The organism is Modestobacter sp. I12A-02662, assembly GCF_041028325.1.
Taxonomy (GTDB): Bacteria; Actinomycetota; Actinomycetes; order Mycobacteriales; family Geodermatophilaceae; genus Modestobacter.
The window spans coordinates 58669-75052 of record NZ_JABGDE010000006.1 but is presented as its reverse complement, the minus strand read 5'-3'; the positions used below and the strand labels follow the sequence as shown (position 1 = coordinate 75052).

Annotated in this window: 16 protein-coding genes and 1 tRNA gene; 14 read left to right on the top strand and 3 right to left on the bottom strand. The window is 73.5% G+C overall.

Annotated elements, in window-relative coordinates; translation table 11 throughout:
* Positions 1-17: 17 nt before the first annotated feature.
* The 3 genes from HL189_RS09880 to HL189_RS09870 all read left to right on the top strand — a co-directional run bounded on the left by HL189_RS09880 (position 18) and on the right by HL189_RS09870 (position 2555).
* Positions 18-305, top strand: a complete 288-nt coding sequence (locus HL189_RS09880; protein WP_369133525.1) for an antibiotic biosynthesis monooxygenase — start codon at positions 18-20, stop codon at positions 303-305.
* On the top strand, positions 296-1057 hold the full coding sequence (locus HL189_RS09875; RefSeq protein WP_369133524.1) for a sulfite exporter TauE/SafE family protein: 762 nt from the start codon (positions 296-298) through the stop codon (positions 1055-1057). The genes HL189_RS09880 and HL189_RS09875 overlap by 10 nt, the downstream gene beginning before the upstream one ends.
* A gap of 82 nt (positions 1058-1139) precedes the next feature.
* Positions 1140-2555: a glycine--tRNA ligase gene (locus tag HL189_RS09870; RefSeq protein WP_369133523.1), complete on the top strand. Its 1416-nt coding sequence runs from the start codon at positions 1140-1142 to the stop codon at positions 2553-2555.
* A 3-nt stretch (positions 2556-2558) separates the two neighbouring features.
* Here the strand turns inward: HL189_RS09870 and HL189_RS09865 are convergent, their stop codons facing one another.
* The gene (locus tag HL189_RS09865; RefSeq protein WP_369133522.1) at positions 2559-3134 is read right to left on the bottom strand and encodes a DinB family protein; all 576 of its coding nucleotides are present in this window, start codon (positions 3132-3134) and stop codon (positions 2559-2561) included.
* 80 nt (positions 3135-3214) lie between these two features.
* Here HL189_RS09865 and dusB point away from each other — a divergent pair, with 80 nt between their 5' ends.
* The 7 genes from dusB (at position 3215) to HL189_RS09830 (ending at position 12285) form a co-directional block, all read left to right on the top strand.
* A complete protein-coding gene (gene dusB / locus HL189_RS09860; RefSeq protein WP_369133521.1) occupies positions 3215-4375 on the top strand; it encodes a tRNA dihydrouridine synthase DusB in 1161 nt (386 codons plus the stop codon).
* A gap of 13 nt (positions 4376-4388) precedes the next feature.
* Positions 4389-4847 (top strand): hypothetical protein, encoded by a 459-nt coding sequence (locus HL189_RS09855; RefSeq protein ID WP_369133520.1) that lies wholly within the window; start codon positions 4389-4391, stop codon positions 4845-4847.
* A gap of 127 nt (positions 4848-4974) precedes the next feature.
* Complete coding sequence (ppdK, locus tag HL189_RS09850; RefSeq protein WP_369133519.1) at positions 4975-7677, top strand: pyruvate, phosphate dikinase; 2703 nt, start codon at positions 4975-4977, stop codon at positions 7675-7677.
* Positions 7678-7743: 66 nt separating this feature from the next.
* A complete protein-coding gene (locus HL189_RS09845) occupies positions 7744-8358 on the top strand; it encodes a YdcF family protein (protein WP_369133518.1) in 615 nt (204 codons plus the stop codon).
* Positions 8358-8879, top strand: coding sequence for a hypothetical protein (locus tag HL189_RS09840; RefSeq protein ID WP_369133517.1), 522 nt, complete (start codon positions 8358-8360; stop codon positions 8877-8879). Before HL189_RS09845 ends, HL189_RS09840 begins: the two co-directional genes overlap by 1 nt.
* On the top strand, positions 8879-11707 hold the full coding sequence (gene dnaG / locus HL189_RS09835; protein WP_369133516.1) for a DNA primase: 2829 nt from the start codon (positions 8879-8881) through the stop codon (positions 11705-11707). Before HL189_RS09840 ends, dnaG begins: the two co-directional genes overlap by 1 nt.
* Positions 11704-12285 carry a hypothetical protein gene (locus HL189_RS09830; RefSeq protein ID WP_369133515.1) on the top strand — a complete coding sequence of 194 codons (582 nt, stop codon included), beginning with the start codon at positions 11704-11706 and terminating at the stop codon, positions 12283-12285. The genes dnaG and HL189_RS09830 overlap by 4 nt, the downstream gene beginning before the upstream one ends.
* Positions 12286-12292: 7 nt before the next feature.
* Here HL189_RS09830 and HL189_RS09825 read toward each other — a convergent pair whose 3' ends face one another.
* On the bottom strand, positions 12293-12592 hold the full coding sequence (locus HL189_RS09825) for a hypothetical protein (protein WP_369133514.1): 300 nt from the start codon (positions 12590-12592) through the stop codon (positions 12293-12295).
* A gap of 136 nt (positions 12593-12728) precedes the next feature.
* Between HL189_RS09825 and HL189_RS09820 the strand changes: the two genes are divergently transcribed.
* A tRNA-Asn gene (locus tag HL189_RS09820) sits at positions 12729-12801 on the top strand.
* Between the two features lie 348 nt (positions 12802-13149).
* Here HL189_RS09820 and HL189_RS09815 read toward each other — a convergent pair.
* Positions 13150-13365, bottom strand: a complete 216-nt coding sequence (locus HL189_RS09815) for a hypothetical protein (RefSeq protein WP_369133513.1) — start codon at positions 13363-13365, stop codon at positions 13150-13152.
* A gap of 233 nt (positions 13366-13598) precedes the next feature.
* On the opposite strand from HL189_RS09815, the gene HL189_RS09810 reads away from it, so the two are divergent.
* The 3 genes from HL189_RS09810 (at position 13599) to HL189_RS09800 (ending at position 16371) form a co-directional block, all read left to right on the top strand.
* Complete coding sequence (locus HL189_RS09810; RefSeq protein WP_369133512.1) at positions 13599-14516, top strand: CHAD domain-containing protein; 918 nt, start codon at positions 13599-13601, stop codon at positions 14514-14516.
* Complete coding sequence (locus HL189_RS09805; protein ID WP_369133511.1) at positions 14513-15262, top strand: ParA family protein; 750 nt, start codon at positions 14513-14515, stop codon at positions 15260-15262. The genes HL189_RS09810 and HL189_RS09805 overlap by 4 nt, the downstream gene beginning before the upstream one ends.
* A gap of 164 nt (positions 15263-15426) precedes the next feature.
* The gene (locus HL189_RS09800; protein ID WP_369133510.1) at positions 15427-16371 is read left to right on the top strand and encodes a 3-hydroxyacyl-CoA dehydrogenase NAD-binding domain-containing protein; all 945 of its coding nucleotides are present in this window, start codon (positions 15427-15429) and stop codon (positions 16369-16371) included.
* Positions 16372-16384: the final 13 nt, after the last annotated feature.

Below are 16384 nucleotides of genomic sequence, written 5' to 3'. Positions count from 1 at the left end.
CAACTGAAGGGGGTCCGGTGTTCGCCGTCACCCGGTTGCGCGCCCCGGCCGACGACGTCCCGGCCCTGCTCGCCGCGGCGGGTGAGCTGCTGGCCGTGCTCCGGACCCGCCCCGGGTTCCGGGACGGCGCCGTCGGCCGCGCCGCCGACGACGACTCGCTGTGCGCCCTCTGGACGACGTGGGACGGCGTGGGCGCCTACCGCCGCGCGCTGTCCGCCCCCGAGGCGAAGATCGCCGGCGCCCCCGTGTGGGTCCATGCGGTCGACGAGCCGGGCGCGTACCTGACGGACGAGGCGTGGACCTGACGCTGCTCCTCTCCGGCGCGGCGGTGGTCGTCGGTGCGAGCCTGCTCGGCGGCGTCACCGGGTTCGGCTTCTCCCTGGTCTGCGCGCCGTTGCTCTTGCTGCTGGGGATGGAGCTGACCGACGTCGTCGTCGTCAACCTCACGATCGGGCTGCTCACCCGGCTGGCGACGGTCGCCCGGATGCACGCGTCGGTGCACCGGCGCCGGGCGGCGTACCTGGTCGCCGGTTCCGTGCCCGGCCTGCTGCTCGGCCATCTCGTCCGGGACGTGGTCAGCGGGGATGCGCTGAAGGTGACGGCGGGGGGCGTGGCGGTCGTGGTGGCCGCGTTCCTGCTGCTCGGTCCGGCGGGGGCGAGATCGGCCGGCGACGCCACCCGGGTACCTCCGCTCGCCACGGGCGGCGCGGGGATGCTGGGCGGCTTCCTCGGCATCACCACGTCGCTCAACGGCCCGCCCCCGGTCGTCCTGCTCTCCCGGCAGAACGTCGCGCCGCGGCAGTTCGTGGCCGACCTGGCGGTGTACTTCATCGTCTGCAACGCCCTCGCCCTGGCCCTGATCGGGCTGGCCGGCGAGCTGGACCTGGGCCGGGTGGGGCTGCTCCTGCTGTGCTGGCTGCCGGGCGCCGTGCTGGGCAACGCCCTCGGCAACACCTGGGCCGGCCGGGTGCCCCGGGGCCCGTTCCGGGTGATGACCCTGTGCCTGGTCATGGTGACCGGGCTGGCCACCGTGGTCACCGCGCTCGCCGGCGGGTGAGCCGCCGGTGCGACGGCGGGGCCGCGAGGGGCGGCGACTAACGTCTGGGTGGACCGCCGACCGCCAGCCGGATGGAGCCCCCGTGCCCAGCGACACCCCGACCGCCCCCCGCACCGCCGACCCCGCCCGCCTGGACAAGGTGGTGAACCTCTGCAAGCGCCGGGGGTTCGTCTTCCCGTCCGGTGAGATCTACGGCGGCACGCGCTCGGCCTGGGACTACGGGCCGCTGGGCGTGGAGCTGAAGGACAACATCAAGAAGCAGTGGTGGCGCACCGTCGTCCAGGGGCGGGACGACGTCGTCGGCCTGGACTCCTCGGTGATCCTGCCCCGCCAGGTGTGGGTCGCCTCCGGTCACGTCGGCGTCTTCACCGACCCGCTGACAGAGTGCACGAACTGCCACAAGCGGTTCCGGGCCGACCACCTCGAGGAGGAGTTCGAGGAGAAGAAGGGCCGGGCGCCGGAGAACGGCCTGGCCGACATCTCCTGCCCGAGCTGCGGCGTCAAGGGCCAGTGGACCGAGCCCCGCGACTTCAACATGATGCTGAAGACCTACCTCGGCCCGGTCGAGGACGAGTCCGGCCTGCACTACCTGCGCCCGGAGACCGCGCAGGGGATCTTCGTCAGCTTCGCCAACGTCATGGGCGCGGCACGGAAGAAGCCGCCGTTCGGCATCGGCCAGATCGGCAAGTCCTTCCGCAACGAGATCACCCCCGGGAACTTCATCTTCCGGACCCGTGAGTTCGAGCAGATGGAGATGGAGTTCTTCGTCCAGCCCGGCACGGACGAGGAGTGGCACCAGTACTGGATCGACGAGCGCACCCGCTGGTACACCGACCTGGGCATCTCCCGGGACAACCTGCGGCACTACGAGCACCCGAAGGAGAAGCTGTCCCACTACTCGACGCGCACCGTCGACATCGAGTACCGGTTCGGCTTCACCGGCTCGGAGTGGGGCGAGCTCGAGGGCATCGCGAACCGCACCGACTTCGACCTGAAGACCCACAGCGAGCACTCCGGCGCCGACCTGTCGTACTTCGACCAGGCCAGCGGCGAGCGGTGGACGCCGTACGTCATCGAGCCCGCGGCCGGCCTGACCCGGTCGCTGATGGCGTTCCTGGTCGAGGCCTACACCGAGGACGAGGCGCCCAACGCCAAGGGCGGCGTCGACACCCGCACGGTGCTCCGGCTGGACCCGCGGCTGTCGCCGGTCAAGGCCGCCGTCCTGCCGCTGTCGCGCAACGCGGACCTGTCGCCCAAGGCCCGCGACCTCGCCGCGGAGCTGCGCAAGAGCTGGAACGTCGACTTCGACGACGCCGGCGCCATCGGCCGTCGCTACCGGCGGCAGGACGAGATCGGCACCCCGTTCTGCCTCACAGTCGACTTCGACACCCTGGAGGACGACGCGGTGACGGTGCGGGAGCGCGACACCATGGCCCAGGAACGGGTGGGCCTCGACCAGGTCGTCTCCTACCTGGGCGCCCGTCTGCCGGGGTGCTGAGGGTCAGCTCCGCCAGCGGTACAGGTCGCGCAGCAGCGCGATCTCCGCGCCGTGGTGCAGCACCTCCCGGTTGATGTGCAGCACCAGCTCGGCCATCGGGTGCTCGGCGAACGGGCCCTCGGCCGGGCCGACGGCCCGGCGCATGTCCTCCGCGCTGAGCCCGCGGACGCCGGTCATCCAGGCCGCGTAGGTGGCGTCGAGCTGGGCGAGGGCCGTGGCGGCGTCACCCGGGTAGTCGTGGGTGGGGTAGTCGAACGGCGGCCCGCCGAAGTGGCTGGCCGCCCGGCCGCCGAGCACGCCGACGACGAGGTGCCCGATCCGCCAGGCGATCGTGGTCACCGGCGCGGGATCGGGCTCGGGGACGGCGAAGTCGATGGTGAACTCGCCGGCGCCGACGGCCATCGGCGCGGTGCTGGTGCCCCGCGGCCGGACGTTCCAGCAGCCGGCCACCGGCTCCCAGCGGTACTCGTCGTCGGTGAGCCCCTCCAGCCGCGGGCGCAGGTGGCCGGACCAGTGCCAGTCGAGCTGCTCCACGAGCTGGCCCGTCCAGTCGATCGGTGCGGTGAGGGTCGTCTCCATGGGCGGACGATAGGGCTCCCTCCGACAGGGAGGGCGTACGTGATCACGGGCACTCGGCCGCGGCACCTACTCTGGACGACGTGACCAGCGGGACCCTCGAGCGCGCGACGGCGCTGCCGGCGTTGCAGCTCGGCTCGCTGACCGTCGACCCCGCGGTGGTGCTGGCGCCGATGGCGGGCATCACCAACCCGGCCTTCCGCACGCTGTGCCGCGAGTTCGGGGCGGGCCTGTACGTGTGCGAGATGATCACCACCCGGGCGCTGGTGGAGCGCAACGAGAAGACGCTGCAGATGGTCCGGGCCACGCCCGGCGAGGCGGACGCCTTCTCCGTGCAGCTCTACGGCGTCGACCCGGCGACCGTGGGTCGGGCCGTCGAGATGCTGGTCGACGAGCGGGTCGCCGGCACCCGCCCGGTGCACATCGACCTGAACTTCGGCTGCCCGGTGCCCAAGGTGACCCGCAAGGGCGGCGGCTCGGCGCTGCCGTGGCGCCGGGTGCTGTTCCGCGACATCGTCCGCGCGGCCGTCCGCGCCGCCCGCGACGTCCCGGTGACCGTGAAGACCCGGATCGGCATCGACGCCGAGCACGTCACCTACCTGGAGGCCGGCGCGATCGCGCAGGACGAGGGCGCCGCGGCGATCACCCTGCACGGGCGCACCGCCGACCAGCTCTACAGCGGCACCGCCGACTGGTCGTACATAACCCGGCTGGTCGAGCACGTCGACATCCCGGTGCTGGGCAACGGCGACCTGTGGGAGGCCGACGACGCGCTGCGCATGGTCGCCGAGACCGGCTGCGCGGGGGTGGTCGTCGGCCGGGGGTGCCTGGGCCGGCCCTGGCTGTTCGGCGACCTGGCCGCCGCCTTCGCCGGCGACACCCGCCGGGCGCTGCCGACGCTGCGCGAGGTGGCCGCGGTCATGCACCGGCACGCCACGCTGCTGTCGGCGGAGCAGGGCGAGCTGCACGGCTGCACCGACTTCCGCAAGCACGTCGCCTGGTACCTCAAGGGCTTCTCCGTCGGCTCCGACGTCCGCCGTTCCCTGGCGATGGTGTCCGGGCTGGACGAGCTGGCCGGGCTGCTGGACCGCATCCCCGACCAGCCCTACCCCGAGGCGGTGCTGGGTGCCCCGCGCGGGCGCACCAGCCAGCCCCGGCCCGTCGCGCTGCCGCAGGGCTGGCTCGACGACCGTGACGACCCGCGTCCCCCCGTGGGCGCCGAGCTGCTGGTGAGTGGCGGATGACCGGAGTCGAGCCATGAGCAACGGCCCGTTCCTCTACGACGACCGGCCCGAGCCGCTGCACACCGGCGAGGGGCGCCGGCGCACCGGGCTGCTGATCGCCATGCTGGGCGGCACCGTTGCGGTCGCCGTGGTCATGGTCGGCCTGATGAGCGTGTTCAAGGGCTCGGCGCAGGACCAGGCCAAGGAGGTCGCGACGGTCTTCACCGCCGCGCTCTCCCAGGGCGACGTCGAGACCGCCTACACGCTCGTCTGCGACGACGTCCGCGCCACCGTCCCTCCCGCGGAGCTGGCCGACGAGTTCCTGCAGCCGGGCACCCCGGAGGTCGTCGGGTCGCGCGGCGGCCAGCTCGCCGGGGCACCGGTGCAGTACGTCACGGTCCGCTGGGACGACGGCGGCGGTCCCGTGGAGACCGAGCTCACCGTCGTCCCGGAGGGCGGCACGAAGGTCTGCGGCACCCGGCTGGCCGACTGAGCCCTCCGCCCCTGGTGTGCCGCGCCCCGGCGGGCCACCCTGGAGCCACGCCACCGGGGCACACCGGGGTGCCCGCCGTCGCGGACGGTCCCGTCCGCGCCGGCCCGCGGTGGCCCCGGGAGGGGCGATGTCGAGCGTCGGCAACGGCAGGACCTGGGTGCAGGACTTCAGCCAGGGCTCCATGGACCAGAAGGAACTCCTCGGCGGCAAGGGCGCGAACCTCGCCGAGATGACCCGGCTGGGCCTGCCGGTGCCGCCGGGCTTCACGATCACCACCGAGGCCTGCCGCTGGTACCTCACCCACGGCGCGCCGCCCCCGGGGCTGGCCGCCCAGGTGGAGGAGCACCTCGCCGCGCTGGAGCGGACCCTCGGCCGGCGGCTCGGGGACCCGGACGACCCGCTGCTGGTCTCCGTGCGGTCCGGGGCGGCGCACTCGATGCCCGGGATGATGGAGACCGTCCTCAACGTCGGGCTGACCGACGCCTCGGTGCAGGGGCTGGCCCGCCAGTCCGGCAGCGAGCGGTTCGCCTGGGACTCCTACCGGCGGCTGGTGCAGATGTTCGGGCACACCGTGCTGGGCATCGACGACGAGCACTTCGACGACGCGCTGGAGAAGGCGAAGGCCGTGCAGGGGGTGTCCCGGGACGTCGACCTGGACGTCGCGCACCTGCGTGACCTGGTCGCCGCCTACCGGGCGATCGTCCGCGAGGAGACCGGCCGCGAGTTCCCGGCCGACCCGCGCGAGCAGCTGGAGCTGGCGATCACCGCCGTCTTCGACTCGTGGAACGCCGACCGGGCCGTCCTCTACCGCCGCCAGGAACGGATCCCCGCTGACGGCGGGACGGCGGTCAGCGTCGTCGCGATGGTCTTCGGCAACCTGGGGGAGGACTCCGGCACCGGCGTCGCGTTCACCCGGGACCCGGCCACCGGCGCGCCGGGGATCTACGGCGACTACCTGGCCGATGCCCAGGGCGAGGACGTCGTCGCCGGCATCCGCAACACCGTGCCGCTGGCCGAGCTGGCCGAGCTGGACCCGCGCTCGTTCGCCGAGCTGCGGGAGGTGATGCGCCGGCTGGAGCAGCACTACCGGGACCTGTGCGACATCGAGTTCACCATCGAGCGCGGCAAGCTGTGGATGCTGCAGACCCGGGTGGGCAAGCGCACCGCGGCGGCGGCGTTCGTGATCGCCGCCCAGCTGGTCGACGAGGGGCTCATCGACCTCGACGAGGCGCTGCGCCGGGTGAACGGCGAGCAGCTGGCCCAGCTGATGTTCCCGCGGTTCGCCGACCGGGGGGACGCCGTCCTGCTGACGACCGGGATGAACGCCAGCCCCGGCGCGGCGGTCGGCAAGGCCGTGTTCTCCTCGGAGACGGCGGTCGAGTGGGCCGAGCGCGGGGAGGACGTCGTCCTGGTGCGGCGGGAGACCACCCCCGACGACCTGGCCGGGATGATCGCCGCCCGCGGGGTGCTCACCAGCCGCGGCGGGCGCACCAGCCACGCCGCCGTCGTGGCCCGCGGCATGGGCCGCACCTGCGTCTGCGGCGCCGAGGAGCTCGACGTGGCCCCGCGGGCCCGGCGGTTCACCGCCCCCGGCGGCACGGTGGTGCGCGAGGGCGACACGATCTCCGTCGACGGCTCCACCGGGCGGGTGTGGCTGGGGGAGGTGCCGGTGGAGGCGTCCACCGTCGTCCGGTACGTCGAGGGCGAGCTGGACCCCGCGTCGGACGACGCCGACGACGTCGTCCGCGCCGTCCACCGGCTGCTCGGGCACGCCGACACCCGCCGCCGGCTGGGCGTGCGCGCCAACGCCGACACCCCCGCCGACGCCGCCCGCGCACGCCGGTTCGGCGCGGTCGGCATCGGGCTGTGCCGCACCGAGCACATGTTCCTGGGGGAGCGGCGGGAGCTGGTCGAGCAGCTCGTCCTCGCCGTCGACGACGCCCAGCGGACGGCGGCGCTCGACGCGCTGCTGCCGCTGCAACGCCAGGACTTCCTGGAGGTGCTGGAGGCGATGGACGGGCTGCCGGTGACGATCCGGCTGCTGGACCCGCCGCTGCACGAGTTCCTGCCCGACCTCACCGAGCTGTCGGTGCGGGTGACCCGGGCGGAGGACCAGGGCGAGCCGGACGAGGCGGACCTGCGGCTGCTGACCGCCGTCCGCCGGATGCACGAGCAGAACCCGATGCTCGGGCTGCGCGGCGTGCGCCTGGGCGTGGTCGTGCCCGGGCTCTACGCGATGCAGGTGCGGGCGGTGATGGAGGCGGCGTGCGCGCGGCTGAGGGCCGGCGGGGACCCCCGCCCGGAGCTGATGGTGCCGCTCGTCGGGGCCCTGCAGGAGCTGCACCTGGTCCGCGCGGAGGCCGAGGCGGTGATCGCCGACGTGTGCGAGGAGCACGGGCTGGAGCTGCCGGTCCCGATCGGCACGATGATCGAGGTCCCCCGGGCCGCGCTGACCGCCGGGGAGATCGCCGCCTGCGCCGACTTCTTCTCCTTCGGCACCAACGACCTCACCCAGATGACCTGGGGCTTCAGCCGGGACGACGTGGAGGCCGCGTTCTTCCCCGCCTACCTGGAGGCCGGCGTGTTCGACGTGTCGCCGTTCCAGACGCTGGACCGCTCGGGGGTCGGACGGTTGGTGGAGCTGGCCGTCACCGAGGGCCGGGCCGCCCGGCCGGACCTGCACCTGTGCGTCTGCGGGGAGCACGGCGGTGATCCGGAGTCGGTGCACTTCTTCGCCCGAATCGGCCTGGACGAGGTCTCCTGCTCGCCCTTCCGGGTGCCGGTGGCCCGGCTGGAGGCCGGGCGGGCGGCGGTCACCCCGGCGGGCTGACCGGCCGGCGCGGCACGCCCTCCCCGGGGGCGCACTGCCGTCAGCCCGGCGTGGTACCCATGACGCGTGGCGTGGGTCGGACGAGTGGTGGGGGCGGTGCTGGCCGCCGCCGTCCTCCTGGTCGCCTCCACCGGGCTGGCCATCTGGTGGACCGCGCGGCAGGACGCCCGACCGCAGTCCGACGCGATCGTGGTGCTGGGGTCGGCGCAGTACAACGGCGTGCCGTCCTCGATCTTCGAGGCGCGGCTCGAGCACGCCCTGCGGCTCTACGAGGAGGGTGTGGCGCCGGTGGTGGTTACGGTCGGCGGGAAGGCCGCCGGCGACGCGTTCACCGAGGCGGAGGCCGGCCGGGACTACCTGGCGCAGGCCGGCGTCCCGGCCGACGGGCTGCTCGCCGTCCCCCAGGGCGTCGACACGCTGGAGAGCATGCGCGCGGTCGCGACGACGCTCACCGACCGGGGCTGGTCCTCCGTCGTGCTGGTCACCGACCCGTGGCACGCGATGCGGGCCGAGCGGATGGCCGAGGACGCCGGGCTGGCCGCCACCAGCTCACCCACCCGGCAGGGCCCCGCGGTGCAGACCCGCGCCACCCAGTTCCGGTACATCCTCCGCGAGACCGCCGCCTACCTGCTCTACCGCACGACCGGTGAGAGCGTCGCCGGCGCCCCGGGGATCGGCTGATGGACGGGACCGTGCTCGAGCTGGGCAAGGCCGGGACCGCCGGCGTCGCGAAGGGTGTCGTCCCGGTGCTGTCCGGGGGCGCCGTGGTGGCGACGCTGCACGCATCGAACTGGAAGGAGTCCGCCACGGCCGTCGTCGGGGACCGCACCTGGGTCTTCGGGAAGCAGGGCCGGGAGCTGACCGCCCGCTGGGAGGCCGACCTCGAGTCCAGCGCCCGGCTGAGCGCCCGGCAGACGTCGCTGTGGAAGGGCACCTGGGAGCTGGAGCTGGACGGCGCCGTGGTCGAGATGACCAGCCTCTCCTACTGGCACGGCACCCACCGTTACACCGCCGGCGGCCGCACCGTCGCCGAGAGCGGCACGACCGGCGGCTGGTCGCCGCGGCCGACGCTCACCGCCGACGCCGGGCTGCCGCTGGCCACGCAGGTGTTCCTGCTGTGGGTGGAGCTGGTGATCACCCGGCGGAACACCGCGGTCGTCGTCGGGGCGACCACCGCGGCGGTCATCGGCGGGAGCAGCTGATGGCCGGGCGAGGACGCATCCGGGCCGCGGACATCGCGCTGGTCCGCGAGCGGTCGAAGATCGACGACATCATCGGCGAGCACCTGCAGCTCAAGCGGGCGGGTGGCGGCAGCCTCAAGGGCCTGTGCCCCTTTCACGACGAGAAGTCCCCGTCGTTCCAGGTGACCCCCTCACGCGGCCTCTACCACTGCCTGGCGGGGGAGACCGGCGTCCTCACCGAGGACGGCACCGTGCCCATCCGCGAGCTCGCCGGCCGGACGGTGCGCGTGCTCAACGGCGACGGCGGCTGGGTCGAGGCCCCGTTCCAGAGCTACGGCGTGCAGCGGCTGATGCGCGTGACGGTGACCCGCAACGAGCGCACGAAGCTGCTGCACGCCACCGACGAGCACCGCTGGTTCGTCCCCTCCGGATCCCTGCGCCAGCAGCGCCGCGAGAAGCTCACCAAAGACCTCCGCCCCGGCGACCGGCTGTCGCACTCGTTCCCGGTGAGCCGGGTGCTCAACCCGGCCACCCGGCCCTCGCCGTTCGGCGTCGCGCGAGGGCTCGTCTATGGCGACGGCACCCGGGCAGGGGCCGGCTCGATCGCCGTGCTGTACGGCGAGAAGGACGCCGAGCTCGCCCGGTTCTTCGAGGGTTGCCGTTCCTGGTCCGACGAACGGGGGACGCGCTTCTACGGTCTGCCCGCGTACTTCAAGGAGGAGCGCCCGGCCCTCGACGAGGATGCCTCCTACCTCCTCGGATGGCTCGCTGGGTACTTCGCCGCCGACGGGTGCGTGGCGGACGACGGTGATGCGGTCCTCAACTCGGCCGACCCGGCTGACCTGGAGTACGTGCGCACGCTGTGCACCCGGCTCGGCATCGGCACCTTCGGTGTCGCCAAGCAGACCCGCGTGGGCATCGATGGCGTGCCCAGCGACATCTACAACGTCCGCTTCATGACCAAGGGACTGCCGGAGTCCTTCTTCCTCCTGCAGCAGCACCGTGCGCGGTACCTCGCCAACGAGAAGAAGTTCGAGCGCAAGAACTGGGTCGTCCAGTCGGTCGAGTGGAGCGACCGGGTCGAGGAGGTCTTCTGCGCCGAGGTCCCGGGGACCCATGCGTTCACGCTCGAGGACAACATCCTCACCGGGAACTGTTTTGGGTGCGGGGTCGGCGGGGACGTCATCCGCTTCATCCAGGAGATCGACCACCTGTCGTTCGCCGAGGCGGTGGAGCTGCTGGCCGGCCGGGCCGGCGTGCAGCTGCAGTACGAGGACGACGGCGGCCGCCCCACCGGCGGCCCCGACCGGGCCGGCGCCGGCCAGCGGGCGCGCCTGGTGGCGGCCAACGCCGCGGCGGCGCAGTTCTACGCCGAGCAGCTGATGACGCCGGAGGCCGCGCCGGCCCGGCAGTTCCTCGCCGAGCGGGGCTTCGACCGGCAGGTGGCCCTGGACTTCGGCTGCGGCTACGCCCCGGGCGGCTGGGACGTGCTCACCCGGCACCTGCGGGGGCTGGGCTACACGCAGGCCGAGCTGGTCACCGGCGGGCTGGCCAAGGAGTCCTCCCGCGGCACCCTCATCGACCGGTTCCACCGCCGGCTGGTCTGGCCGATCCGCGACCTCACCAACGACGTCATCGGTTTCGGCGCCCGCAAGCTGATGGACGACGACCCCGGTCCGAAGTACCTGAACACCCCTGAGACCCCGCTGTACAAGAAGAGCTCGGTGCTCTACGGCGTCGAGCGGGCCAAGCGGGACATCGCCCGCAGCCACCAGGCCGTCGTCGTCGAGGGCTACACCGATGTCATGGCCTGCCACGTCGCCGGCGTCACCACGGCGGTGGCCTCCTGCGGGACGGCGTTCGGGGCGGAGCACATCAACGTGCTGCGCCGGCTGCTGATGGACCAGGACGAGTTCCGCGGCGAGGTCGTCTACACCTTCGACGGCGACGCGGCGGGCCAGGCCGCGGCCATGAAGTCGTTCAAGGAGGACCAGCGCTTCGTCGCGCAGACCTTCGTCGCCGTCGAGCCCGAGGGCCGCGACCCGTGCGAGCTGCGCCAGGCGCACGGGGACGCCGCCGTCCGCGACCTCATCGCCCGGCGCACCCCGCTGATCGAGTTCGTGCTGCAGACGATCCTGCGGGAGTACGACCTGGACACCGTGGAGGGCCGGGTCGCCGCCCTGGAGAAGACCGCGCCGCTGATCGCGCAGATCAAGGACCACGCCCTGCGCCCCGCCTACGCCCGGCGGCTGGCCGGCCTGCTCGGCCTGCCCGACGAGACCGAGGTCGTGCAGCGGGTGCGCCGGCTGACCGACGGCGGGCAGACCGCCGAGCGGCCGCGGTCCCGCACGCCGCGGAAGAGCCCGGACGACGTCGCGATCGAGGTGGAGCGCGAGGCGGTGAAGGCGGCCCTGCAGGTCCCGGAGATCGCTGGCCCGGCGTTCGACGACGTCGCGGCGACCGACTACACGCACCCGGACTACTCGGCCGTGGCCGCGGCCATCTCCGCCGCCGGGGGAGCGGCGGGCGCCACCGTCTCCGGCGCCGCGTGGATCGACCAGGTCGGCGAGCACTGCGACCGGGAGACGGCGCGGGCGATGCTCACCGCGCTGGCGGTCGAGCCGCTGCGGTCGGTGGGCGAGAACGACGCCTCCTACGTCAACGCGCTGATGGCCCGGCTGCAGGAACTGGTGACGGTGCGGCGGATCGCGGCGATCAAGGGCCGGTTGCAGCGGATGAACCCGGTGGAGCAGGGCGACGAGTACATGAAGCTGTTCAAGCAGCTGATGGACCTCGAGCAGCTGGCCATCTCGCTGCGCAAGCGGGCCGCGGGCGGGCTCACCCCGTGAGCCTGCTGGGCACCGCCGTCCGGCTGGTGCGGCGGCGTTTCGCGGGCCCGCCCCAGCCGGTCCGCGCCGCCGTCGGGGGCCCGGGGGACCCCGACGAGCGGGTGCTGGCCTGGGGGGAGCGGGCCGACGGCGGGTGGCTGGTGGCCACCTCGCGGGGCCTGCGCACCGTCGTCCCCGGTGCCGCGGACGCCGGTGACCTGCTGCCGTGGCACCAGGTCGCCACCGCCCGCTGGGCCGCCGACGCCGCGGGCGGGGGCATCTTCTCCATCGCAGCGCTGACCGAGGTGGAACCGGGCGTGCAGGCCCGGGAGCCCGCCGTCCGGCACGTGCTCCGGGAGGCGGGGGAGCTGCCCGCGGTGCTGCGCAACCGGGTCGACCGGACCGTGGTCACCAGCCAGCGGCACCCGCTGCCCGGCGGTGGGTCGGTGCTGCTCGTCGCCCGGCGGGTGCCGGGTCAGCCGGTGCGGGAGTGGAGCGTCGTCTTCGACGACGGGGCCGACCGGGACGACCCGGCGGCGCGCCGGGTGGCGCGGGAGCGACTGGCGGCCGCGGTCGCCGCGGACGACCCGAGCCGCTGAGGCCGGCTCAGCGGACGGTCGGCCCCTGGCCACCGACCGGGGGCTGCTGGCCGCCCACGGTGGACTGCGAGCCCCCGGTGGTGGACCGCGAGCCCCCGGTGGTGGGCTGGTGGCCGGTCAGCTTCGACTTGACCGTGCCGACCGCCGCGTCGGCGCGGGCCTGGGCCATCCCCGCCGCGCTCTGCAGCCGCGGGTCCTCCTTGGCGTGGTGGTACATGCGGCGGATCTGCTCGTACCGCTCCCGCCCGGCCCGGGCACCGAGGACGTAACCGGCGCCGAGACCGGCGAGGAAGGACAGCTTGGCCACGAGGGCACCTCCATGATCGGGCGGACGGGAGCACGCTACCGGCGGCGACGCGCCGCGACCCGTCGAAGGCCCCCTCCCGGGTCCCCGGCAGCCGTGGGGTAGTCTCGACGAGCGCGCGGGACACCAGGCCCGCCGTTCCCCCGTAGCTCAATTGGCAGAGCATGCGACTGTTAATCGCAGGGTTATTGGTTCGAGTCCAATCGGGGGAGCAGCACCGCAGTTCAGCGGCTTGAACCCTTTCATCCAGCCCTTCTGCTGCGACCAGCGAACCCCTGAGGTGTCGGACCCGGCTCAGGGGCGCGCGCAGTCGTGGACTGCGCGGCGGAGGAGCAACCGGGCGGCACAGGTCAGCTGGGATGACGGCTGCCGGGCGCGTCTCACCCCGGTGGCCGGGTGCGACTCACCCCGGTGGCCGGGTGCGACCGACAGAATGCGCGACACCCGGCCGAGCTCGGTGATCCGAGAGGAACGCCGGTGAGCGATCCTGGCGGCGGCCCGTTCTGGGCCGGCCCCCAACCATCGGCAGTAGACGCTGCCCTGGCGGCGTTGGCGGCGAGCTACACGGTCGCCATGGACCGACCGGTCGCCTCGCGCACGACGTGGCTGGACAGCATCGACCTGCGGCTGTACCGCAGCCCGGCGATCTGCGCCCGCACCTCGAGCCCGTCCTCGGGGTGCGCGCCCTCATGCCGAGGGTCGAAGCTTCGGGGACGGCCGTCGCCGGCAGGTTGCTGGTCCTCGAGGGCAAGACCGTGCTGCGGGTGGTCGACCAACGCCTGGCCATCGTCTCCGGCGGCCGCGACCGGCTGCCCGGAGGCCTGTGGCTGATCCCGCTGCGGGGGTGCGGTGCGGCCGCCGAGTGTGCCGCGCGCATCGCGCACCCGGCGGGGCTGGTGCCTGAGACGCCGTCGCGCGACCGGCGGCCCGCGCCGCGGGAGTCGATCCCGACGCCCCCACGAGGCCCGTGCTGGAGACCGGTCCGCCCGCCTGCGCGGCGGTGGCCAGGGTGCTGCTGTCCTTCCTCGGTGAACTGGAGGCCGCCGTGGACGGAACGGTCGGCGATGTCGACATCGTGTTCCTGCACGACCTCCGGGTCGCGGTCCGGCGCAGTCGCTCGGCGGTCACACTGCTCGGTGACGTCCTGCCGCCCGACCTGGTCGCGTTGGTGACGCCGCAGATGAAGCAGCTCGGCGACCTCACGACGCCGTCGCGCGGGTTCGACGTCCTCCTCCAGCAAGTCCCGTCGCTGACGGCTGGCCTCACGAACGGCCGGCGCAAGGACGTGGAACCGCTGGTGCGCCACCTCACCGGGCTCCGTGCGGCCGAGCGGCAGAGGCTCGCGATCGGGTTGCGGACGCCGCGCTCCAAGCGGTTAGGTGCACGATGGCGCGCCTCGCTGCTGGCCCCGGCGACCTGGGACGGGCAGTCATGTGCGGGCCCCACCGCGGCCCAGGTGGTCGTGGAACGGCTCGACCGTGCGCATCGTCGTGTGCTCCGCCGCGGCTCGCGGATCACGGACACGTCGCCCGCCGAGGACCTGCACGGCCTGCGCAAGCGGGCCAAGGAGCTGCGCTACCTGATGGAGACCTTCCCCCCGACGACGGATCCGGCCGACGCCCGCGTCGCCATCAAGGAGCTGAAGGCATTGCAGGACGTGCTCAGGACGTTCCAAGACAGCGAGGTCCAGGGCGAGGCGCTCTACCCACTTGCCACCGACATGATGACCAGTGACGGCGCCTCTGCCCGGACGATGTTCGCGATGGGCGGGATCGCGACCCGGCTGCAGGCGGACCCGGACGCGTCGCGCGCACGGTCCGCCGTCACGTTCGAACGGTTCCCGCGGCGGCCGGCGCAAAGCCGGACGGCCTCGCCGACGCCCCGCCGGAGCGCGCCGGCCACCGCGATGGCAGGAGCGGCGCGGTGAAGGTCCTGGCCACGTACAACATCAAGGGGGGCGTCGGGAAGACGTCGACCGCGGTCAACATCGCCTACTTCGCGGCTCGCGACGGTCTGCGCACACTCCTCTGGGACCTCGATCCGCAGGGCTCGGCGACGTACCTGTTCCGGGGCAGACCGAAGGTGAAGGGCGGCGGCAAAGCCCTCGTGCGGGGGGAGCGCACCCTGGACGACGGGATCAGGGGAACCGACTTCCGCAATCTCGATCTCATGCCGGCCGACTTCAGCTACCGCAACCTCGATCTGGACCTGGACTCCACGAAGCGCCCCACGGACCGGATCCGCCGCCTGCTCGCGCCCCTGAAGGAGGACTACGACCTCGTGGTCCTCGACTGCCCGCCGAGCGTGTCCCTGGTCTCGGAGAACGTCGTCCACGCCAGCGACGTGCTGCTCGTCCCGCTGATCCCCGCCATGCTCTCGGTGCGCACCTACGACCAGCTCATCGACTTCGTCGACACTATGCCGGGGCGGAAGCCGCAGGTGATGGGCTTCCTGTCGATGGTCGACCGCCGCAAGAAGGCCCATCGCGACATCACCGAGCGGCTGCCCGCTGATCATGCGTCCATCGTCCCCGAGGCGATCCCGAACCGGGTGGTGATCGAGCAGATGGCCGACGTGCGCGCACCGGTTCCGGCGTTCGCGCCGGCCAGCTCCGCGACTGCCGCCTACGAGGCGCTCTGGTCTCGCGTGCAGTCCGCCTTGACCACCGGCTGACGCCCACAGCGAATCCATGGTCCCGAGGTCCTGACCAGTGAGGTGGCCGGTCGGGGGCTGTCTGCTGTGGCCGGACCCGTGCGCTTCGGACATCCTTTCGGCATCCACGACGGATGAAGCCGATGCCAGGCCTTGGTCCGGCTGGCGAGCACCAGGAGGACCTCGTGAGCGTCGCAGGAGTGGACCGGGTCGCGGTCGTCGGCACGGGGACCATCGGCGCCAGCTGGGCGGCGCACTACCTCGCCCACGGCCTCGACGTCACCGCCACCGACCCAGCCCCCGGAGCGGAGGACCGGCTGCGCGCGGACGTGGCCGCCCACTGGCCGGTGCTCGAACGGCTGGGACTGTCGGAGCGGGCATCGCAGGACCGCCTCTCGTTCACCGCCGACCCGTCGGATGCGGTGGCCGACGCCGACTTCGTGCAGGAGAACGGCCCGGAGCGCGAGAACGTCAAGCACGACCTGTACGCCGCCCTCGATGCCGCCGCGCGCCCGGACGTCGTCCTCGCCAGCAGCTCCTCCGGGCTGCTGCCCACCGCCATCGCGCGGGGCTGCCCGCACCACCCCGAGCGACTGGTGATCGGCCACCCGTTCAACCCGCCCCACCTGATCCCGCTGGTCGAGGTGGTCCCGGGGGAGCGCACCTCCGCGGAGACGGTCGACCGGGCGATGGACTTCTACGCGGCCGTCGGCAAGCGGCCGATCCGGCTGCGGCAGGAGCTGCCCGGCCACGTGGCCAACCGGCTGCAGGCCGCGCTGTGGCAGGAGGCCTTCTCCCTCGTCGAGCGCGGAGTGGCCTCGGTCAGCGACGTCGACATCGCCATCTCGCAGGGCCCGGGGCTGCGCTGGGCCGTGCTCGGCCCCTTCCTCAACCTGCACCTCTCCGGCGGTCACGGCGGGATCGCGCACATGCTGGAGCACCTCGGCCCGCCGATGGAGGAGTGGTGGCGCGACCTCGGGCAGGTCACCCTGACGCCCGAGCTGGTGCAGGAGCTGGCGGCCGGGGTGGACGAGGAGCTCGCAGGCACCGACGTCGCCGAGCTCATCGCCCGGCGCGACGTGGTCCTGGATGCCCTGCTCGCCGCCAAGGACGAGACCGGCCTGGCCTGACTGAAGAACCCGG

Excerpts from the sequence above, each read along its gene's own strand:
- HL189_RS09865 (WP_369133522.1), bottom strand. The coding sequence starts at position 3,134 with ATGGAGACGACCCTCACCGCACCGATCGACTGGACGGGCCAGCTCGTG.
- HL189_RS09855 (WP_369133520.1), top strand. The coding sequence starts at position 4,389 with ATGAGCAACGGCCCGTTCCTCTACGACGACCGGCCCGAGCCGCTGCAC.
- ppdK (WP_369133519.1), top strand. The coding sequence starts at position 4,975 with ATGTCGAGCGTCGGCAACGGCAGGACCTGGGTGCAGGACTTCAGCCAG.
- HL189_RS09840 (WP_369133517.1), top strand. The coding sequence starts at position 8,358 with ATGGACGGGACCGTGCTCGAGCTGGGCAAGGCCGGGACCGCCGGCGTC.
- dnaG (WP_369133516.1), top strand. The coding sequence starts at position 8,879 with ATGGCCGGGCGAGGACGCATCCGGGCCGCGGACATCGCGCTGGTCCGC.